A 22,337-nucleotide genomic window follows, 5' to 3' on the forward strand; every position below is an offset into this window, starting at 1 on the left:
CTTTTAAAAATCAAGCCTCTTCAATTCTTCTCTAAGCTCTAGGGGTATGGCAGCAATTTTTGTATTTTTGCCGTTGATTGAGGCCTTTCCTACAAAGACAAGACATAATGACCATAAAAAGCCCAGTTCAGATCCTGGCAGTTCTTCATTCCAAAAATAGCCGTCTCCATCAGTGGAACTAAACTTTTTAGTTATTGGGCCAATGGTACTCCAACCGCCCTTGTCTAGAAGATACTTTAATAATTCTTTTTCCTCCTGCTCCAGGTCCTCTATAATAGCTTTCAAATTATTTGTATCTAAAAGAAATTCAGCTAGAGCTTTTTCCCTGTCTTTTCTTTTACGATAATTGGGGAGTTCATAATATTCACATGCACCTTCAAGCCAAATGGCCGGCATATTTTTCATGCACCTAGCTAAACCTGCATCTACTGGAAGTGTCTTAGCTTCTATTTCTTTTCTCTTTTTCTCCTCATATTGTTCCATAACATAGTCTTGTTCTGAAAAAAAGCTTTCTGCAAACTCTTCGAGGTTGTCCTTTTTTAAAATAAGTTCCAAAGTTTTTATTTGTTCTTTAAAATCAGCATGAACATGTTTAGTGTCAATTTTGTTTAATTCTTCAAGAGCCTCTTCATCCATACCCATTGCCTGATAGCTTAGTGCCTTGCTAAATAATACAACAGGGTGATTGGGGTAGGCATTATCTATGGCTTCTAGAGTTTGCAGGCTGTGTTCATAGTCAGATAATTGAAAATGCAGTTGGCTTAAATAAAATAAAACATCTGGGGACGCCTTGCCTTTTGAAACTGCATTATTCAAGAGCCCTACTGCCTCTTCTACCTTACCCTGGTTAGATAATTTTTTTGCCTTCTCAAGGGCTTCAGCTAGTTCTTTAGTGTTTTCATCAACCATTTCAATTTCACTAATTCTAAGATATTGTATTTTGCCATCAACCTTTACAGGAATATTTTCATTATATTGATATAGACCTAGTTCAACCAAGGCTTTTGCAGCTGCATATTTTACATCCAGGGATACAGTTGCATCCTCAAGGAGTTCTTTTCCAAGTTCCAGTCCCCAGTCTTCTCCATATAAAATAAGTGCCATAGTTGCTTTACTTACAACTTCAGCAGATTGATCTGCATCAAATAGAAAAGCTAGCATGGTCATTCTAATTTCGCTATTTGCAACAAGGCTAGTAAATACTGCTTTCTCATCCATTGCATTATCATTATCATGTAGGTTTTCTATATTTTTTTGTTCATCTAATTGATAAGGTATTTGAAAGGGAGGAACTACACCCCTGTCAGCCATGAGGGCTACCCTTTGCATCTGAATGGAGATATTCTCGTTTTCATGTATTGAAGACCAGATACCTGCAGCCTGACGAAATCTGCCCAGGTTAAAAGCTGCCACACCAGCCATGAATCTAATTTCCCAGTTATCTACAATGTTCTGCCAGTTGCGATATGTGTTATAAACCAGACGATGGTCTTCCAGGTCTCCTGCCGTTTCAAAAATAGTCATTAAATATTCCTTCCAGTATTTAGGTATATCTGATTTATTTCTATAAGAGGACAAGCCCTGTTCAAAGTCTTTAACAGCCTGATCAAGCTCACTAACTGCTTGTTTTTTATCTCCTTGCTTAGTATATATCTGGGCAGCAAGAGCATGTCCAAAGGGATTAGCTGGTGCCGCTTCGTCAATATTTGGTTTTATGGCTTCTAGTGCATGCTCTAAATCCCCCTTGTGAAGTAGGGCTAAGCCTAGATTATTTCTTGCAAAAGGGTCACTTTTAGGGTCAAGCCCCAAGATTTTTTGAAAATGCTTGACTGCCTTGTCAAATTCACTTTTTTCAAGTAGTTCTATACCTTGCTCCATTAATTTTAAAATATCTTTGTTTTGCATTTTCACGCCACACATCCTTAAATGTTTTTCGGTTAGTTTGTTAAACTGTGCTCAAAAACTAAAAGGGTACTTCAATTTCTTTCGTATATGAATCACAAAACATCAATTGTTCATCAAAAAATAATTTTGCTTCATAGAATTCTGGTCTTTTTAATTTTGCTAAACTCAACTCCAAATAATTATCAATTGAATATTTATTATTTTCCCATGCGAAGGTTCTGCCTGTTAGCTTCTCTTTAATCTCACATTTTATATGAAATGGGTCACAATTAACAATAGGTTTATTAATTTTGAATACTATTTTATCTGTATTCATATCAACTTCCTCTACAAATATCCATTTTCGTTCAAAAAAATTGCCTTTTTGACCGCTACCAATTTTATTCTTAAATTGCTTTTTTATTTTTGAAGGCAGCAAATACAATAAAGTTCTATATTCTGCTTCGCTACGACACCAAATATAATTTAAACAGTCAAAATCCAGGGTATCCTTTACTATAACCTCTGCATGCCGGTGGTAAACAATTTTTCTTGTATCTCCAGGCATAATATATGAATTATGATAAACTAACTCAAAAGGTATATTTTTAAAAAAATTAGCTTCTCCACTCACGAAGGCTCCAGCAGCAGCTAGACTTCCATCAGAAAAAAACACATTTTTACGAATTAATAGTTTCTTGGGATCAAATAAAAAATAAATAGGAAATGGGCAATGGGCATTTAATTGTCTTTGTGATTTAGGCCTAAAGCCTTCATTGCGATACTGGGTAGGGGTACGAGGTCTAAAATAAAGTCTTACATATTCTTTCCATTGCCTCTCTGTCTGATCAATCACCTCACAACTTGCGTTATCTGTAATCATCTCACCTTTTTCTTCTAAATATGCCCTGCTATAAAAAGCGCCTTTTTTAAAAATAGAAATAGCATTATCTAAGTTAGTAAAGTGATATATAAATTTAGGCCACCAACTTCTAGAATTATCAAGCCAGCTAGCCTGCTGTAAATTTTTAATATGTTCTAGAATCTCCTTGGCATCCGATTTAAATTCATTGGTCATAGTTCCTTACCTCAGACAGAGTTTTCCCTGAAAACACACCATCTTCTAATGGTTTGGAAATAAATTGAAGACCGACCGAATTATTTACATTAGCAATATCCTTAATTTTATTATAATCTGATGCAACCAAAACTGGTTTTAGATACGGAAGATTGCGCAACATTGATACTAAAAATGGTAGATATTCTTCTAATTCATTTGGCACATTATCTTTTATAAAAAATCCAAAACTACGAATAAATTGCCAAAGATTTACCATTTCTTCTTCATAAATATATTTTTGTTTCCCTTGACTTTTTATTAAAATAGCCTTCTCGGGTTCATCTACAATTTTTGCTGTAAAGCCAATTTTACTGTCCAATGTGAAAAAAGAATCTTGTTTTTCAAGTAATTCCTCAATATCCTCCCATACTTCAATAAAAGCTAACGATTCTGGTTCACTTCTTAACCACTTTTTTATTTCCTCAATATTACGCTGTTCAACCTCAAAAGGGTCATTTCTATATAAATAAACATATATATCAATGGGTAACCTGCTTAAGTACTTTTCCATAAGAGGACGAACTTGACTTTCCCAATCCAGTTCGCCATTTCCACATCCCAACATAGGAAATGCTATAGAGGTGATTCCTTTATCTTCATATGAGCAAACAAACTTTTTAAGTCCGGCTTCAATATACTCCACCTTCGAGGAACTTCTCCAATGTTTTTTAGTAGGAAAATTTAATATCCATTTATGGCTTGTTTTATATAGCCAAAGCTTACCTATGTCAATCTCTTTTCTCTCACATAGGTCCTGATATTGTTTAAACATCTCAGGGTAAATACTTTTAAAATCTTTTGCAATACCTTTGCCCATAACGCCCACAGTATTAACTGTATTAACTAAAACACGTGCAGGAGTCTTAAATAGATCACCTATCACATATGTAATCATTGAGCAAACCTCCTTTTTATTACATTATATCATAAAAGATCAAATATTCAAACACATGTTCCCCTTGGAATGGCTGCTATATGCCCTTGGATTAAAAAAATGGTTAACATGTTTCTTTTAATATAATACTTTTTAAAGCATTATGCCATGTTAACCTATTATATTTGTCAATATTAAATTAGAAGAAGAAAGAAAGAAAGAGTTTAAAGTAACTAGTCATGGATTAATTATTGAACAAAGACCAGCCAGCAGAACCGTCCCCCTGGTGGTTTAATCCCTGGTAAACAAGTCCCTAGTATAAACCTTATCCTTTACATCTTCAATCTCTCCAGACAGCCTGTTTGAAACAATAACATCAGATATCTTTTTAAACTCTGCCAGGTCCTTTACTACCTTTAAACCTTCAAAGGTGTTTTCATTTAGTACAGGCTCATATACTACCAGGTCTACTCTTTTTTCTTTTAACCTCTCTATCACACCCTGGACAGCAGAAGCCCTGAAGTTATCTGATCCTGTCTTCATAATCAGCCTATAAATGCCAACCACCCTTGGCTTCCTTGCCATTATCATAGAAGCTATATGGTCTTTTCTTGTACTGTTGGCTTCAACAATGGCACCAATTATTTTTTGGGGTACATTTTCATAATTGACCAGTAACTGTTTTGTATCCTTGGGCAGGCAGTAACCTCCATAACCAAAGGAAGGGTTATTGTAATGGTTACCGATCCTCGGATCAAGGCAGACTCCTTCAATAATCTCCCTGGTGTCCAAGTCGTTTAATTCTGCATATGTGTCCAACTCATTAAAATATGCCACTCGCATGGCTAGATAGGCATTGGAAAAAAGCTTAACAGCCTCGGCCTCTGTTGAATCTATATATAGAACAGGGATATCTTCCTTCAGGGCTCCCTCAACCAGCAACTGGGCAAAAACCCTTGCCCTTTGTGATTTTTCCCCAATGATAATCCTAGAGGGATAAAGGTTGTCATATAAAGCCTTTCCTTCCCTCAAAAATTCTGGAGAGAAAATTATCTTGTCTGTTTTAAACTGCTCTTTAATCTCTCTGGTATATCCAACTGGTATAGTAGATTTAATCACCATTGTTGCTTCCGGGTTTATCTCAAGGATATCCTTTACAACAGTTTCAACAGATTTAGTATTAAAATACCTTGTCTCCACATCATAGTCCGTTGGTGCAGCTATAATCACATATTCAGCACCCTGATATGCTTCATGTTTGTCAGTTGTAGCTATCAGATTAAGCCTTTTATTTGCCAGGTAATATTCTATCTCCCTGTCGGCGATAGGAGATATTCTCCTATTTATCATGTCTACTCTTTCAGGAGCTATGTCAAAGGCTAATACCTGATTATGCTGTGCCAGCAAAACAGCATTTGAGAGCCCAACGTATCCTGTCCCCACTACTGCTATTTTGTTCATTTTCTCCTCCTAATGATTACCCTAGTTTCATTTTATTATATGTACTATCCTGTCTCATCAAGTTTAAAAGGTACTTTTTAAAGTCTTCCCTTAGATCTTCTCTTTGCAGTGCAAACTCCACTGTTGCCTGCAGATAACCCAGTTTATCCCCCACGTCATATCGCTTTCCTTTGAATATATAGCCATAAATCTGTTGACGTGTATTTAATACTTTTAGGGCATCTGTTAGCTGTATTTCTCCCCCTGCTCCCGGAGTAGTATGTTCTAATATATCAAATATTTCTGGATCAATTATGTACCTGCCCATAATTGCCAGGTTTGATGGTGCATTCTCTTTACTTGGTTTTTCTACAAGGTCTTCTACTAAATAAAGTCTGTCTTCTACTCCTTTACCCTTAATGACACCATACTTGTTTAAGTCTTCATCAGAAACGACCTGAATTCCTATAACACTAGTTCCCATTCTTTCATAGATTTCTATCATCTGCATTAAGCAGGGTTTGTCTGAACTAACAATATCATCCCCAAGCAGCACTGCAAAGGGCTCATTTCCTATAAACTTTCTTGCACAATGGATTGCATGCCCTAGACCTAAAGCTTCCTTTTGGCGAACATAATGAATATCAGCCAGGTTAGCTACTCCTTGAACTATTTCCAATAGATCATGTTTTTCTTTTTTTAATAGCTCCTCTTCCAGTTCATAGGATTTGTCAAAATGGTCCTCTATGGCCCTTTTCCCCCTGCCAGTAATGATTAGGATATCTTCTATCCCTGAAGATACGGCCTCTTCTATTATATATTGGATAGTAGGCTTGTCTACAATAGGCAGCATTTCCTTGGGCTGTGCTTTAGTAGCCGGTAAAAAACGCGTACCTAAACCAGCTGCTGGAATAATTGCTTTTCTTACTTGCATCTTGCATCCCCTTCCATTGCCGTAGGCATGATCCCTTTTTATTTTCTAACGGTTCCACCAATCTTCCTGTAGATTTCTTATGGCCCAGAAATTGTTCTCAAATTCTGGATGCTCTGCCTGTGCCCTTTCGTAATATGCGGCTGCTTCTTCTTCAAAACCCTGCTTTAGCTTAACAAGTGCCATCCACCAAAGGACTTCTAGATTTTCCCCTTCAAGGGCTTTAGCAAAATATTCTTCTGCAATATGAATGTTATCTAAAAAATAATGTCCCACCCCGGAATATAAATATATATCTGCAGAAACTGTTAGCCAATGGCCTCCCCAGTTTGTCCTCCATAGTCTTTCTTCTGTCTCACTTAAGGTTGCCAGCCTGGCTTCAATGTCATCAGGCATATGACTAACTCTTCTAAAATATTCAGCAGCTAATTCATAATCGTTATCCTGCAGCAATGAAACCCCTGCAGCAAAGTAAGTTTGAGATAATTTCTCCCATGTCTCTTGATGCCATCTATTATAATCCCTTGCCAATTCCATGTTTTCAACAGCTTTTTCATATTGGCCCATATTCCAGTATAACTGTGCTGCACTTTGGTATATTCTCCAATTATACCTGTCAAGCTTAACAGCCCTTTCAATATACTCCACAGCAAGCTCTGGGTTGCCATCCCTTTCGTAAAACCTGGCCAGGTCTGCCCAGTAAGAGGATGTAAAGGGATCATAGGTTTTGGCTTTATTAAAGTAGCCAATGGCATCTTGCATATTATTACTGTTAGCAGCTTGAATAGCATTGCTTGCATATTTGCTGCCAACTAGCAGACTTCCAGTTAGGCCAATTTGAGTTAATACAATTAATGTTGTCAGTACCAATACTGGTACCCCTTTACCCTCTAGCCAGACTTTTATAGGGTAATTCATCCTATATATACCGACTGTTATACCAAACAGTACAAAAAGCACTATGGTAATGGCACTTAGCGCCAGGTCAAAGTCTATAAAGGCATGGCCCCCAAGTGACAATACAGCCACAAGAACAAACCACTGCAGATCTCTCAGTTTGCCATCTGCCACCCTAAAGTTTTTATATGCCAGATAAATGGTAACGAGCCACAAGCTTATAAAGAAGGCCAGTCCTACATAGCCCACCTCCATAAGAGTCTGGGCAAAATGATTGTGCACCTGGGTGCTTTGATAATAATACCCCTGGAAATACCTGTATGAAGCCTCCCAGGCACCTCCGCCCAGGCCAAACAAGGGACTTTCTTTAGCCATCTTAAAGGCTTCCAAAGCCCAGTAAAATCTCTCACCAACGTTTGCTTCAGCAAGACTGATTGATTTAATCCTGTCAACTAAATGATCAGGTAAAATATACTGCCAGGAAACTCCTACTAATGCTAATAGAACTATTAGTACAACCAGCAGTATTTTAGTTTGTGGCAGACTCTCCCTTAAAATATCTCTTTCCTTAAGCTGTTCTACTACAAATTGACCTCCAGTTACAACTGCAATACCAATGAAAAACCACATCCAGGCCATGCCAATTTTGTCATTTACTATGTTTGGTATTAGTCCATTATTGGCTAAAACTGTTCCCATTAAAACTAATATCCAGAAGATAAATACCTCAAGCCTATTTTTAAGCCATGGATTAGCTAAAGTAAGGATAAATACTACAGGTAGAAACAAGAAGGCTCCCCTAGAGTTTGTACCTAAAAAGACCACCAGCATGATATAGGCAAAAATAATATAAATATATTTGTAATGCTTTTTTGCACTTAACCACATTGCCAGGGCCAAAGTAAATGTAGCAAGCAAATAACTTGCTAATGCATTATGATATTGAAAGGTAGATGCAATACGATTTTCTATAAAACCGTCAAGTATGTGGATCCAACCCATGGCAGTAAAGATACCGGCCATTGCAACTCCAATAGCACTTAAAATAATAACATTAAGTATAGATTGTATACTTTTATCATCAACAACCAGTCTGCTTGCGAGCCAGAAAACGTTAAAATATAATATGTTCTTAATTATTTCTACGATAGCTAGCTTCTGATTGACTGCACCAAAAAAAGCAATTATGTAGCTAAATAACAAGCCTAGCACTACCCAGTCCATGGGATTATTTAAAATATCCACACCCTTTGTTTTAAATACAAAAACCCACCATAAAGAAAATATAAGTGTGGAAAAAATTAATGCTGCATATTGTTCTGAACTAAAAAATAATCCTCTAAAAAAGGGAGGTAAAAATATCAGACCCCATAAACCAACAAAGGCTAGCCAGTATATAAAATTGTCCTTTGTTTCTCCTCCACCTTGCCTAGTTATTAAGTTTTGCTGCATGGTATCTTTAGACTTTTTTTTCTTCTTCATAGATATCCCCCATATCTAAACCAACTAATTATTTACTTTCTAAATCCCTTTGGGTTATTACTGTGCCATTTCCAGGCTGTTTTAATAATCGTATCCAAGTCGCTATATTTAAGGTTAAAGCCAAGTTCTTTATTAATCTTGTTTGAGTCTGCAACTAGAATAGCTGGGTCTCCTTTTCTTCTTTCAGAGAACTCCACCAAAAAACTCACACCTGAAGCTTTCATTGTTTTGTCAATTACTTCCAGAACACTATATCCCCTACCTGTACCAAGATTATAAATATTGCTATCAGCACCACTTACTAATGCCTGCAAAGCTAAAACATGGGCATCAGCCAGGTCATTAACGTGGATATAGTCCCTGATGCATGTTCCATCAGGAGTATCATAATCAGTTCCAAAAACCTTAATGCTGTTTTTCTGGCCAAGGGCAGCTTGTATTGCAAGGGGTATAAGATGTGTCTCTGGAGTATGATCCTCCCCTATATGTCCAGAAAAATCGGCTCCAGCTGCATTAAAATATCTAAGGGACATAAATTTTAATCCATATGCCCTATCATAATCCTTCAGTATTGCTTCAATTATGAGCTTGGTTTTGCCGTAAACATTTGCAGGTACGGCAGGAAAGTCTTCTATTATGGGTGATTCAGCAGTTTCACCATATACAGCCGCAGTAGATGAGAATACAAGCTTTTTCACATTGTGTTGGAGCATTGCTTCTAATAAATTTAATGTGCCAGCAACATTGTTGTGATAGTATTTTTCAGGGAAAAGCATAGATTCCCCTACCTGACTATAGGCTGCAAAATGCATTACAGCATCAAATCTTCCATCGACAAATAATGAAGACAACAAATTTTTATCAGCCAGGTTACCAACTACCAAGTTAGATCCCTGGACTGCAGCTTTATGCCCCAGTTCTAAACTGTCTAATACAACCACTTCCATATTCAGCCTTTGGAGAGCTCTCACAACATGGCTGCCAATATACCCTGCCCCCCCGGTAACTAATACCTTCACTTGAGTTATCCTCCACTCATATAGCCTTGTTAATATGCATTCTTGTTTATCAGGCCTTTAAAAACAGTCATTATAATAATCTTGATATCTAATGCCAAGGACCAATTCTCTATATAATATATATCACATTTGATTCTTTCCTCTATAGAGGTATCTCCCCTCCAACCATTAACCTGTGCCCAGCCTGTTATACCAGGCCTAACCTGATGCTTAATCATGTATTTTGGTATTTTCTCTTTGAACTGTTCTACAAAGTAAGGCCTTTCAGGTCTGGGGCCAATCATGCTCATGGTACCAAATAAAACATTAAAAAACTGGGGCAATTCATCAAGGCTTGTCTTTCTAATAAAATCACCAATTCTTGTCTTTCTTGGGTCATCCTTGGTAGTCCATACAGTATCAGATTCCTCATCAGTTTGAACCTTCATGGAACGAAACTTGTACATAACAAAGTTTTTATTGTTTACTCCTACCCTTTCCTGTCTAAAGATAACTGGCCCTGGGGAAGAAAGCTTTATTAATATTGCTACAGTTATCATTACAGGTGAGGTTACTATAATAAAAAAAGTAGCAAGAACAATATCAGTTAGTCTTTTAACAAACCTATTGGCAATGTTATCGAGAGGTATGTATCTTGTATGAATTAAAGGCATTCCGTCAATCTCATCAGCATGAGGTCTTGCTGGAATATATTTTAAATAATCAGGAACAATTTTAACCTTAACTCCGATTTTTTCACCTATTTGAATAATTTCCTTGAGGCTGTCATATTCTTTTAAAGGCAATGTTACAACAATTTCATCAGCCTTATACTTATCCAAAATCTCCTCTAATTCATGCAGCCTGCCTAGCACAGGTACTCCCTTGACATTTCTCCCAATAGACTTTTTATCGTCTATAAATCCTATGACATTATAGCCAAGCTCTTTATTATTTTTGACCTTTTTAACAAACTCCTGCCCTAGATCACCAGCGCCAATGACAAGTATGTGTTTAAGATTAAAGCCCTTTTTACGATAGTACCTAAGGGTCATCCTAACTAGGAGTCTTTCACCAATGGTAAAAGCAATGGAAAAACACACAAACAATACCAGCACAATCCTTGAATAGTCAATTTCTTTAATGACAAACATACCGCTTATAAGCAGAATTATGCCAATGATATTCACTTTAATAATATTAAGAGCCTCTTCCGTTCTGCTCTTGGTTCTATGAGGTAAATATAGACCAAATAAACTGTATAAAAAAAGATATAAGGGTATAATAACAAATAATGCTCTAATATAATAGTCTAAGGTAAGATAAACCCCTTCCTGGTAATCTGCAAATCTTATATAATATGCAGCCACCATGGCCAATATTATTGCTAATATATCTATCAAAATTTGTATCCTATTGAGGATAGCTTGATTTTCTTTGATCATTGTCTGCCTCTCCTTTAGCACCAAAAAAACCAGCTGTAATATTTTTCACTACAGCAAGTAAGAATTTAAAACTTATTCCCCCATAAACTAAAGCCCTTACAATAAAGTTATATTTCTCCTTGTAATGGTCATTAAAAAAAAGAAACATGGCTCGATGAAACTCATAGACTGTCTTCCATTTTTTCTTTTTGCTGCTGGCACCTTTATAGTGTATTATCTTAGCTTTAGGATAATAGACTATTTTCCAGCCAGCCTTTTTAATCCTATAGCACCAATCTATATCTTCACCGTACATGAAGTATTTCTCATCAAGCATGCCTACCTGCCCAATTACTTCCCTGCGGACCATCATGAAAGCACCAACCAGACAGTCCACCTCATTAACCTTGTCCTCGTCTAGGTAAGTACAGTTATATGCTCCAAATTTTTTACTGCTTGGAAAGAGCTTTGCTAATCCAACCGCATGGTAAAATGAATTCTCTGGTGTGGGAAAGCTCCTCTTGCAGGCCTTGTCCAGGTTTCCATCAGGCAATACTACCTTGCACCCTGCAGCCCCTACCTCAGGATGACCTTCCATGAAATCAAGCATTACCTGTAAGCAGCTATTAACAACAATTGTGTCAGAGTTCAGCAACAGAATATATGTACCCCTAGCTACTTTTATTGCCTGGTTGTTGGCAGCAGCAAAACCTAGATTTTCCTTGTTAGTTATAAGTTGAGCCTGGGGAAACTCCCTGGCAATAGCTTCAGGAGAACCATCTGTAGAGGCATTGTCTACAACAAAGACTTCAAAATTATACCCTATTGGTGGGTTCCTGTAGATGGAATGTAAGCAGTCTATAGTTAAGTTTTTTGTGTTGTAGTTGACGATTATTATTGAAAGATTCATCAGAATACTCCTCTATGGCAATACACCTTCGATATGTTAAGCTTGTTTTTCTAAATACCAATTAACGAATTTTTTTATACCTAAATATATATCTATGCTTGGATTATAATTTAGTCTTTTTTTAGAATGGGAAATGTCTGCAAATGTTACAGGAACATCTCCTTTTTGATTCGCCAACCTTTTTATCTTTGCCCTTTTCCCTAAAGCATTTTCGATATTAACAATTATTTCTTGCAGCGATATCGTATATGAATTGCCAAGATTAAATATTTCAAAATCATATTCTAAAACTAATGCTTGCAATACTCCATTAACAATGTCATCTATATAAGTATAATCCCTTCTACTTGTACCATCTCCAAAAACAGGTATTTCTTCACCTTTGTATATCTTATCTGTGAACAGATGAATAGCCATCTCAGGCCTTTGACGAGGACCGTATACAGTAAAAAATCTTAAACAACTAATGGACATTCCATATAAATGATTGTATGTACCACAGTACAATTCTCCGGCTCTTTTGGCAGCCGCATAAGGTGATATTTGCAAATCAACCCTATCCTGTTCAGTAAATGGGACTTCTTGGTTTATACCATAAACTGAAGAAGAGGAGGCAAATATAAACCTTTTTATTTTATTTTTTCTTGATGCTTCTAGAAGATTGACAGTTCCTTTTATATCAACATCTATATATTCAAGCGGGTCTTCTAATGAGTTGCGTACTCCTGCCATTGCCGCTAGGTGGATAACACTTGTGATATTATGGTCATTAAAAATATGCTTTAGGAGATTACCATCACGGATATCTCCCCTATATAAGGTATATTGTGGTAAATTTATAACATGATTGTCCCACAAAAAGCATGAAATCCCTTACAGAAAAGGGTAAATCTGATATAATATAAATATCAGAACCCTTGGAGGAGTGAGGAATACATGTTTTGCAGGAATAATTCACAACAGATTACAATGATGGACCCAATAAATACAATGCCCCAATACCTTAAGAAAATATTACTAAAAAGCTGGGCCCATACATTCCAAGAATATATATTTCCTAACATAAAAGAAGAACGGTTTGCTGTATTATACAGCGATAACCATGCTACCAGACCAAACACACCAGTAAATATCATTATAGGATTATTGATCCTAAAAGAGATATTTGGACTAACCGATGAGGACCTAATAGGCTCACTACATTTTGACACCAGATTTCAATATGCATTAAGAACCACTAGCTTTGAACAACAGCCTGTTTCAATTAACACCTTAACTAACTTTAGGACTAGATTATATAACTACGAAAAGGAAACCGGCATTGACTTAATAAAGCAGGAAGTAGAAGAACAGGCTGAAATTATAGCTAAATATCTTGAAATAGATAACAAAAAAGTACGAATGGACTCATTTATGGTTAGCTCATCCTGTAAAAAGCTAAGCCGCATAGAACTAGTTTATTCAGTAAATGCCAGATTTGTAAAGCTCTTAAACAAAGTAGCTGGTGATGCTATTGCAGAAGAATATAAAGCTTACCTAGAAAGCGGTCATAAGAACGAAACAATTTATCGAACAAGAGATATTGAGTCAGAAAGCAAGCTAGAATTTCTTTTAAAACAAGCCCAAGGATTACATCAAGCTGGCTCACACATTGGTGAAACTGTTACACAAACAGAAGAATATCAATTACTCACCAGGATGCTTAAAGAACAATTAACCCAAGATGAAACAGGAAAATCTATTCCCAAAGCAGGAAAAGAAATAGCACCAGACAGCCTACAAAATCCAACAGACCCAGACGCCACATACCGCAAAAAATATGGGAAAAACACAGGATATGTGGCAAATGTAGCAGAGAGCTTTAACGAAAAAAACAGTATAATAACCTCATACGACCTAAAACCAAATACCTATAGTGACTCTAAGTTTGCAGATGATACCATTTCTAAGCTAGAAGAAACAAGTTCAGAAAAAATACAATTGATAGTAGATGGCGCCTATTATAAACAAGAAAAAGCAGAAAACGCAGCATCTAAAGGCATTGAGCTAATCCCAGGCGAGCTAGTTGGTAGAAAACCAGCAACAGACAAACTAAGTTACAGCAGCTTTAGCATTGATGAAGATAAAAATGTAGTAAATAGATGCCCTAACAATCAGGAACCAATTGAAGCTTATTATGATGAAAAAGGCAAATCATATACAGCAAAATTTAGTAAAGAGCAATGTCAAGACTGTCCACATAAGGACAAGTGTCCTATGAAAGAGCAGAAAAAAGATAATGTAGTTAGATTTAGTGCTAAGAGATACAATACTGATTTACAACGTGCAAAAATGGATGACGCTGAATACAATAAGCTTGTAAGCCAAAGAGCAGGAGTCGAGGGTATCCCTTCTGTATTTAGAAGAAAATACCAGGTAGATTATATGCCTGTTAGGGGATTAGTGCGCTCAAAATTCTGGTTTGGCTTTAAAGTTGCAGCCTACAATATCAAAAAGCTGATAAATAGAGTTTCAGGCTTAGGCTTAACTTCTTTATCTAATCTTTGCTCAGTTCATTTTAAGGTGTTTTTGCCAAAAGGCAAATGGAATTTTTGTTCAATAAGAATTGCTTAACAGTTTTAGCGTGTAAAAGCTTACTTAATGTGGTTTAACCATAACATTTTTTATATTGTCTTCTTTTATCTGTGGATCATAGTAATTATTAAAATTGTCAAGGTTTATTACATAATATCCTTTAGTAATAAGTCGTTCACATACATGAGAACCAATAAAACCTGCCCCTCCAGTAACTAAAACCTCTCTCATAAATTCTGCTCCTTTTTTAAAATGACTAAAATTTTAGCTTATTAGATCACGGAATTGTTTTGCGGTAAGCTTTTTGTTATTTTGAATGATTTTTCTTTTCTTAAGCATACTAGGCAATAGTTTCTTTATCTGTATCCATCCTTTTATTAAATATGGGCTTTTAAAGCTCAAATAAAAAATGGCACAAAGCTCATATAGCAATATATATGGAAGATGAATTAAAAAATTAATCAGTATTTCATTTTTTATTAGCATTAAATACCTGTTCTTATAAGAATGAATTTGAACTGACCTGGAAATTATATTTCTTTGTCCCTTTTTCCAACCCCTAGCATGGTAACCTATCGCTCTATAATTATAGAAAGCCTTCCATCCATTTAATTGTGCACGCCATGATAAGTCAACATCCTCTTTATAAGCAAAAAAATCGTTATCAAAAAACTCATCATAAACCTTAATATCTTCTAGCATTGTTTTACGATAAAGTACCGCTGCCCCACAACATCCAAAAACATATTCACATTTGTCAAACTGCCCAATATCAACTTTTCCCTGACCACGGTCAAAAGCTCTTCGGTTTTTTGTTAATACAAGCCCAGTTGAATCTATAATGTTGGTAGGTTTGCCACCCTCAGTACATCTTAGTAATTTACCACAAACCATCCCGATTGAAGAATCTTTCTCAATTGAAATTAAAAGTTCTTTTATAAACATAGGGGTAACCAATACATCAGGATTCAATACTAAAAAGTAGTCCGTTTTATGCAAATCAAATCCCTGATTGTTTTTTGCAAGTGAAAATTCCTCAGTTTTGCAAAAGTTTTTCCCCAGGCACCGGTGGGGAATTTTTTTACAATAAATGCCTATCCTCCTTCCTTAGTTAAGTGGAAACTGGTTAATTCTGTTCCCAATAATGTAAATTTATGACACACTTAATACTTCTGTTATTAAACGAAGTAGACTAGTTTGGCAAGGAATCAAGAGCCATTAGCTTGACGCTCCTGACTCCTTATGCCTCCTATGCCTTCATAAAACCAACGAGTGAAGACATATATCTGGTTAAAGAGAACTAACCCTTATAGTCACGTATCCTTTTCCTGAGCTGTTCATAAACATCTTGTTCTGTATACTCAACTTCACGACCTTCATTATCAACAGCATAACTGCCGTATGTGTCTAATAATTCTTGGGCAAGCTTTTCTGGGATATATGCTCTCATATTTTCCTGGTATTCTCTTAAAAGTTTTTTGGTCAGAAACATTACTATCTCCTCCACCTTTTCTATGTTAATGAAGACTCTCTCATTCGGTTACTAGGCCCTGGGAACAATAGCAGGTGGCAATGGTGCAATACTCTGTCTAGGATGGCACCAGTCATCTGTTCGTCATAAAAAACGTTTACCCATCTGGAGAATTCTATATTTGTGTTTATAATTAGTGACTTTTTTTCATAGCACTCAGAGACCACTTCAAACAGCAGCTGTGCTCCTGTCCGATCTAATGGAACGTAGCCCCATTCATCGCAAATAAGCAGTTCTGCTTTTGATATTTGTTTCATAAATGTTGTCAAAGTCCCATTTTTCTTTGCTTCTGAAAGCTTGTTTACCAATGCCGCTGTTCTGAAGAATTTTGTTTTTATACCCTTTTTGCAGGCCTCTACTCCAAGAGCTATTGATAAATAAGTTTTGCCGGTACCAACATTACCGTACATCACTAGGTTGGTATTGGTGTTTAGAAATTCACAGTTTTTAAGGTAATCAGGTGTTACAGCTTCAGGCAGCTTGACTTCATCAAATTTGAAGCCTTCAAATGGCTTTATTGAGTAAAATCCAGCACTCTTTAAGAGTTTATCTTTTCTGATTCTATCACGGTATTCTAGCTCTGATTTAAGCAGTTTAAGCAGGTATTCCTGGTTGCACTGGGCCTGTATTTTTTCAGACATCTCTGCGATATTGCGACTTAATCGTAATTCTTTACAACATGCGGCAATGTCACTAGTCAGCATTATTGATCACCTGCCTTTTTAAGCCTGCATCGTAAGCGGCTAAGTTAGGGGTGGAGGGGGTAAGTTCTGGTATGCTTCCTGTTACCCTTATAGGCTCAAGTTCAATGACATTTCCATGAATACGATTATGGAGGCTTAGAAGACTGTCGGTATCTGTTACTTCGTACTGTAGTGCACCCGCCACTGTTTCAACTGCGCTGTCAAACCCACTCTTTTCTGTTAGTCTAGCTATTACCTGTAAAACTTTACCTTTATCACTTTTATTGCATCTAGCAAGGTAATTATTAATAGACTCGGGGAGCATCTGGTATATGCCTGTATATTTCAATGCCCCAGGAAAGCGAGATAGTTGAGTTAGATATGGCAGCCATTTCATACTCTGCTCTTTGTGGTTGCCGTAAAACCTTTCATGTCGAACAACTGCCCTATGGCTTTCATCCATTGGGATTACTTCATTTGCTGTGAGCCTTATTAACACCTTACTGTTAGCATATTTAGGGGATACAGAGTATTCATGTAGATTATTGTTAAGATAAAATCTACCGTATCCGTTGGTATTTACTGTTATATATTTACTAACATCTAGTGCTACTGTTGGCAATTCAAGAAGAGCCTCTCTATCTTCAGTATGTAGTTGTGCTATGGTACCTTCTTTTCTGTAATGTTCTCTAAAGGCATCGTTTTCACATTTTTGCAGCAGCTCTTTGTTAAACTCAGCTAGGCAGTTAAACCGTGGCACTGGCACTAACATGTTCCTACGATGGTACCCAACTTTGCCCTCAACGTTGCCTTTTTCATGCCCAGAATCTACGTTACAAAAGGCTGCCTCAAATCTGTAATGCTCCATGAATCTCATGAAATCATTTGTCAGGTTGCGTTCTCCGTTTTTCAGAACTTTGGTGACCATGGTGCTTGCATTGTCAAACCAAATTCTTTGGGGAACACCACCTATATGCGTAAATATGCTAATTAATCCTTCAAACAGGCATTCCTGGTTCTCTCCCTTAAATAACTGGCAGTATCCTTTGTTGCTGTATGGGAAGGAGAGGTTTAAATACTTACCGCTGTAGATCTTGCCTTTTTCATAAAACTCTGCATCTCCAAAGTCAACTTGTGCTTCTCCTGGAATATGCTCTAGCGGTAAATATCCAGCCTGCTTACCAAATATCTCTTTTTTCTTCTGGGCTACATAGCCTGCTACTGTTCGGTAGGAACAGTTGAAGTTCTCCTTATACTTGTCTTTGAGTCTGTCATATACCCTTTGTGAGGTATGACGCTGCTTACGCTTGGCTTTCTTATCTTCTAAAAGCCAAGAGTCTATGTGTTTTTTAAAAGGGTCAAGTTTTGGGAACTGAGCTACTGGTGATGCAGTAGGTACTTCTTTGTTCCAATCTTCTTTTTCAAGATAGTATTTTACTGTCTTACGGTCATGTCCTGTTTCTTTCGATATCTGGCTGACGTTCTTTCCTTCCTCGTGAAATAATTTTCTGATATACTTTATTTGGGTCATTGTTAGCATCCTCCAATCCCCCTCGTAATCTTTTTCCAATTACAAGGGTACTATTTTGGTGTGGTGCCTTCAATGGCCTTTTGCAATAATGGGGAATTTATTGTTGCAAAAGTGGGGAATTCCTTTTGCAACTTTGTCCAATTCTATTATGCAATAAATACCTGATTGTTAGCATAAGCAAACCCTTTGTTAGTATCATTTGTTATAATTTCGATGTTAGGAATATGAGCCAAATGTTCATAAACCTGTTTCTCTATGGTGCTGTTGCTTATTATTAGAACTCTATAGTTTATGTTATTGAATGATAAGGCCTTTATACACTTCAATAACCAAGAGTCTTGATTATAATTTACTATTATAACTGTTATATGATAAGTCATGATAACCTCTTGTTACTTTAAATTTTTAACCCAATTAACAATTATAGAGAGCACTACCATATAAAGAGTATGTGTTATTGAATATTAATCTATATTTAACCCTATCTAAAAAGGAATTTTTAACAGCATATTCATAGATTGATAAAATCTCATTATTTGATACATTGCTATATTTAAATTTAACAATGAATTCCTTATTCTGAGAATTTGATATTGGTTCAAAGCATAGTTCAACTTCCTGGTTATCAACCAAGCTTTCAGTATTCATCTCAACACGGCGTAATACAACATTGGGTTTGTTTGGTGATGATAATTCCATTGACAAAACCCCTTTACAATGAAACCCATGGGTTCCAATCATTATCTTTAAACCACACAAGCTATCATGTTTTGCTATAATATTATATATCCGACCATTTGTTATAGGTGGGCTACCACAAAGAATGGTTTTAGACTTATATATATTAGGGATCATACTCTCCTTTAAATAATGATTTTTGTTTTTCAATTGGTTTGCTTGAAGTTTTATAGCTGGGGAAATGGTGTTAGGCACATAGGACTTTTCTGACTGAAGACCTTTACGTGACTGTTCAAAAGCCTCATTGTAAATATTTAATAATTCACTTGCAACAAAGGAGCTTGTCCCTATCATTTTTATAGTCTTATGTGCATTTTCTGCCATTTGTATTCTATCAGTAGATTCCATTAGTATAACCTTTTCAATTGCTTCAGCTATGGATAAAGCATCACTACCTTTGGCTATTATCCCATTGTAGTAATCCTTGACAATTTCTTTTATACCACCCACTTTTGTAGAAACGACCATTACTCCTGCCGCCATGGCTTGTAATACTGTTTGTGGCATTGATTCATCTAAAGAGCAACACAGCAAAATATCTGAAGTTTGGTAGTATATTTTTGGCTGGTTTGTAAATCCATGGACCCTAACGCAGGTATTTAGATGCTTATCAATAACAGCCTGTTTACACAAACTTACATATTCTTGGCACAAATTATCATATCCTATAATATTTAATTCAATTTTATAACCTTTTTGGGTTAATAAGTTTACAGCTATAATTGCATTGAGTTGGTTTTTCCTTTCTTGTATGGTTCCTGATACCAGTACATTTATCTTGTTTTTTAGATTTCTTTGACGATGAGTATTACTCTTATACATTTCAAAGTATATATCATCAACAGGACACACAATCCTTTTTGCGGGTATTTTTAACCTCTCACTCCACTTTCTTGCATAAAATAAAGATGAGGAATGGATAATGTCTATTAACCTGCTTTTATATGGATAGTCTTCGCTAACTTGAGATTGATAGAACTGATGCAATGTTGCCACATGAGGTATGTTAGCTTGTTTACTGGCTAAGCCTACTGCTGGAATTACTGTAACTGAATGAATTAAGCCAACATTGTTATTCAGAATCCATTGTGTAATAGCGTCTGAATCTTCTATATCTTTTTTTGTAGGCATAATTAAGTTAACACTAGGATCATATTCATGAAATGTAATATCCAAGCCATATTTAGCAACCATTTTTTGTAGTTCATCTACATGTTTATTTTTAGAGGGAAGGCATAAAATAATTTTAAATCCATGCTTTTTAAGTATTAAGGCATGTTTTAACAAATGTAATGTAGCTCCACCAAGATAGGACTCATGAAAAAAATATGCTATCTGTTTTTCTTTTAATCTAGCATGTAATACTCCGGCTTCAAGTGCTGAAATTAGATTACATACCTGAGATTCTGTTGAAAAGTTAGTCAGTATAAAAGCCTTAGCATTATTAAATAATTCTTGTCTACTAGCAGGCTCAAGATTAATTGCTTCATCAATAGTTTTATACCATTCGTCATTGGTATTGTTGACTTTTAAACACATGTTTTCTGGAATGGAATTATACGGCTTAACATTAGAAAAAATCCCAACGGCTCCTGCAACAGTACCCTCAAGAAATTTCACAGGGCTTTTACTCAGTGAAGCGTCTTTGTCACCCTTCAAAGGACATATATGATAATGGAATGAACTCTCATATAGTTTTCTTAAATAGTAATCATAGCTATGGGTAAACTCCTCATAAATCACAGGGCAGTTTAACTCTCCAAATTCGTGTGGATTAATTCCCCAAAAATGAAGTTCTATTCTCTTAGAGTATTTTTTGGATATCTCCTGTAGGACTGGCCAAAGTTCTTTTAATTCTTGCGTTCTAACAGGCCCAGAAAAAATTGCTATTTTTACCACATCAAAATTATCTATTTCCTTACAAGTATCCAAGTACTCTCCTGGTATATTAGTCCTAAGTTCTATTACTTTTGCATTGTATCTTTGACAGTCATCTGTAATTATTGAATTGTAACTAATAACAAGGTCACTTTCTTCTACCTGTTGCTTCAAATTCCTAAAACCCTCAGTAGCTGGGGCTATATAAGAAAACTCAGTTCCCAACTCATGAAACTTAAACATATTATCATCCATCAAATATATAGCTGGTTTATTGAAACTTTTGTTCTTGTGTAGAGTTTGTAAGGATATTTGCCCAATAGTTCTATATAAAATTAAGATATCATAATCATCCAATTCTAAAGCCGATAAGGATGCCTCGTTAATATAGAAGGATTTGTAAGGGAATCCCTTTATACGCTGTATGAAGTTTTTTATGGTAACATCAATAGATGTTGAAAAATCACTTTTTGTTACCGCTATTGTTTTTCTCTCAATTCTTGAGAGACTGGAAGTATAAGTGTCTATATCTTTTATATAATACGGCACTAAATTTCTATAAGGAATAATTTCATATCTTTTAAGATAGTCCTTTTCAATACTGTTAAAATAACGAAAATAAATTTCAACATTATCTACCTCATACTGATTAATTTGAGCTTCACTTAAATGTGCTTCTCTGGGTATCTCTAGATATTTGCGAATATACGACAGTTTATAGTCAACCTCTACACCTAAGGAACTCTGCTCTCCAGCATATACGTTAGTTACTACCTTATCAATCCAGTAAAATGGCACGTGTTTTGCCATCCTTAACCACAGATCATAATCACTATATCTTCTTATTAAAACATGTGGATCATACAATCCACATCTATTAAAGATTTCTTTATTATGCATTACTGAATTATTTGCTATATAGTTTCCATTCATCAACAATCCATAGTTAAAGCTTTTTCCAAGATAACTATGTTTAATACTGCCATCAGGGCTCTTAATTTCAATGGAACAAGTTCCATAAACCAGGCAGGGCTTGTACTGTTTATTAATATAATCATAAAGTATTTCTAAACACTCAGACAAATACTCATCATCATCAAATTGATAACTAATATATTTGCCCCTGGCAATTAAAATACCTTCATTAACACGTAATGCAGGTAATCCACTGTTTAGATTATGGCGAATAATTACAATCCTATTGTCCTTTTCCTGATACTCTTTCAATATATTAAATGTACCATCCTTTGAACCATCATCAATAATAATAAATTCAAAGTCATGAAATGTTTGTTTCAATACGCTTTCGATAGCTCTTCTCAAGGAAATCTCGCCTCTACAGTAGGTAGGCATGATAACACTAACCTGTGGATTAGAAATTTCATCATGCCTTCTAATAATTTTCTGATCCTCAAGAAATCTGCTAACTGATAACATTAATC

General features: G+C 35.8%; 18 protein-coding genes. 1 reads left to right on the forward strand and 17 read right to left on the reverse strand.

The window, feature by feature from the left end; translation table 11 throughout:
• Nucleotides 1–3: 3 nt before the first annotated feature.
• From K364_RS0111475 to K364_RS23820, 10 genes are all read right to left on the reverse strand, one after another.
• Nucleotides 4–1,905 (reverse strand): tetratricopeptide repeat protein, encoded by a 1,902-nt coding sequence (locus K364_RS0111475; protein WP_028308146.1) that lies wholly within the window; start codon nt 1,903–1,905, stop codon nt 4–6.
• A 58-nt stretch (nt 1,906–1,963) separates the two neighbouring features.
• Nucleotides 1,964–2,962 carry a DarT ssDNA thymidine ADP-ribosyltransferase family protein gene (locus tag K364_RS0111480; RefSeq protein ID WP_028308147.1) on the reverse strand — a complete coding sequence of 333 codons (999 nt, stop codon included), beginning with the start codon at nt 2,960–2,962 and terminating at the stop codon, nt 1,964–1,966.
• Nucleotides 2,952–3,899 carry a macro domain-containing protein gene (locus tag K364_RS25645; protein WP_051533991.1) on the reverse strand — a complete coding sequence of 316 codons (948 nt, stop codon included), beginning with the start codon at nt 3,897–3,899 and terminating at the stop codon, nt 2,952–2,954. Before K364_RS25645 ends, K364_RS0111480 begins: the two co-directional genes overlap by 11 nt.
• A gap of 270 nt (nt 3,900–4,169) precedes the next feature.
• A complete protein-coding gene (locus tag K364_RS0111490) occupies nt 4,170–5,339 on the reverse strand; it encodes a nucleotide sugar dehydrogenase (protein WP_028308148.1) in 1,170 nt (389 codons plus the stop codon).
• Between the two features lie 16 nt (nt 5,340–5,355).
• Nucleotides 5,356–6,252 carry a UTP--glucose-1-phosphate uridylyltransferase GalU gene (gene galU / locus K364_RS0111495; protein ID WP_028308149.1) on the reverse strand — a complete coding sequence of 299 codons (897 nt, stop codon included), beginning with the start codon at nt 6,250–6,252 and terminating at the stop codon, nt 5,356–5,358.
• Nucleotides 6,253–6,297: 45 nt separating this feature from the next.
• The gene (locus K364_RS0111500) at nt 6,298–8,628 is read right to left on the reverse strand and encodes an O-antigen ligase family protein (RefSeq protein ID WP_028308150.1); all 2,331 of its coding nucleotides are present in this window, start codon (nt 8,626–8,628) and stop codon (nt 6,298–6,300) included.
• A gap of 32 nt (nt 8,629–8,660) precedes the next feature.
• Nucleotides 8,661–9,647 (reverse strand): UDP-glucose 4-epimerase GalE, encoded by a 987-nt coding sequence (gene galE / locus K364_RS0111505; protein ID WP_028308151.1) that lies wholly within the window; start codon nt 9,645–9,647, stop codon nt 8,661–8,663.
• Between the two features lie 29 nt (nt 9,648–9,676).
• Complete coding sequence (locus tag K364_RS0111510) at nt 9,677–11,071, reverse strand: undecaprenyl-phosphate glucose phosphotransferase (protein ID WP_028308152.1); 1,395 nt, start codon at nt 11,069–11,071, stop codon at nt 9,677–9,679.
• The gene (locus tag K364_RS23815; protein ID WP_035268588.1) at nt 11,040–11,960 is read right to left on the reverse strand and encodes a glycosyltransferase family 2 protein; all 921 of its coding nucleotides are present in this window, start codon (nt 11,958–11,960) and stop codon (nt 11,040–11,042) included. Before K364_RS23815 ends, K364_RS0111510 begins: the two co-directional genes overlap by 32 nt.
• 36 nt (nt 11,961–11,996) lie before the next feature.
• Nucleotides 11,997–12,818, reverse strand: coding sequence for an NAD-dependent epimerase/dehydratase family protein (locus K364_RS23820; protein WP_051533992.1), 822 nt, complete (start codon nt 12,816–12,818; stop codon nt 11,997–11,999).
• Nucleotides 12,819–12,896: 78 nt separating this feature from the next.
• Between K364_RS23820 and K364_RS23825 the strand changes: the two genes are divergently transcribed.
• Nucleotides 12,897–14,573: a transposase gene (locus tag K364_RS23825; protein ID WP_051533993.1), complete on the forward strand. Its 1,677-nt coding sequence runs from the start codon at nt 12,897–12,899 to the stop codon at nt 14,571–14,573.
• Between the two features lie 24 nt (nt 14,574–14,597).
• Here K364_RS23825 and K364_RS26250 read toward each other — a convergent pair whose 3' ends face one another.
• The 7 genes from K364_RS26250 to K364_RS23835 form a co-directional block, all read right to left on the reverse strand.
• On the reverse strand, nt 14,598–14,765 hold the full coding sequence (locus K364_RS26250; RefSeq protein WP_084295757.1) for an NAD-dependent epimerase/dehydratase family protein: 168 nt from the start codon (nt 14,763–14,765) through the stop codon (nt 14,598–14,600).
• Nucleotides 14,766–14,798: 33 nt separating this feature from the next.
• On the reverse strand, nt 14,799–15,533 hold the full coding sequence (locus tag K364_RS23830) for a glycosyltransferase family 2 protein (protein WP_051533994.1): 735 nt from the start codon (nt 15,531–15,533) through the stop codon (nt 14,799–14,801).
• A 301-nt stretch (nt 15,534–15,834) separates the two neighbouring features.
• Nucleotides 15,835–16,026 carry a hypothetical protein gene (locus K364_RS0111540; RefSeq protein ID WP_028308153.1) on the reverse strand — a complete coding sequence of 64 codons (192 nt, stop codon included), beginning with the start codon at nt 16,024–16,026 and terminating at the stop codon, nt 15,835–15,837.
• Between the two features lie 20 nt (nt 16,027–16,046).
• Nucleotides 16,047–16,769 (reverse strand): IS21-like element helper ATPase IstB, encoded by a 723-nt coding sequence (istB, locus tag K364_RS0111545; protein WP_028308154.1) that lies wholly within the window; start codon nt 16,767–16,769, stop codon nt 16,047–16,049.
• Nucleotides 16,759–18,279: an IS21 family transposase gene (gene istA, locus K364_RS0111550; protein WP_084295808.1), complete on the reverse strand. Its 1,521-nt coding sequence runs from the start codon at nt 18,277–18,279 to the stop codon at nt 16,759–16,761. The genes istB and istA overlap by 11 nt, the downstream gene beginning before the upstream one ends.
• Nucleotides 18,280–18,425: 146 nt before the next feature.
• Nucleotides 18,426–18,659: a glycosyltransferase gene (locus tag K364_RS27915; RefSeq protein ID WP_028308156.1), complete on the reverse strand. Its 234-nt coding sequence runs from the start codon at nt 18,657–18,659 to the stop codon at nt 18,426–18,428.
• Nucleotides 18,660–18,693: 34 nt separating this feature from the next.
• Complete coding sequence (locus tag K364_RS23835) at nt 18,694–22,332, reverse strand: glycosyltransferase (RefSeq protein ID WP_051533995.1); 3,639 nt, start codon at nt 22,330–22,332, stop codon at nt 18,694–18,696.
• Between the last annotated feature and the right edge of the window lie 5 nt (nt 22,333–22,337).

The sequence above is a fragment of the Desulfitibacter alkalitolerans DSM 16504 genome, from assembly GCF_000620305.1.
Taxonomy (GTDB): Bacteria; Bacillota; DSM-16504; order Desulfitibacterales; family Desulfitibacteraceae; genus Desulfitibacter; species Desulfitibacter alkalitolerans.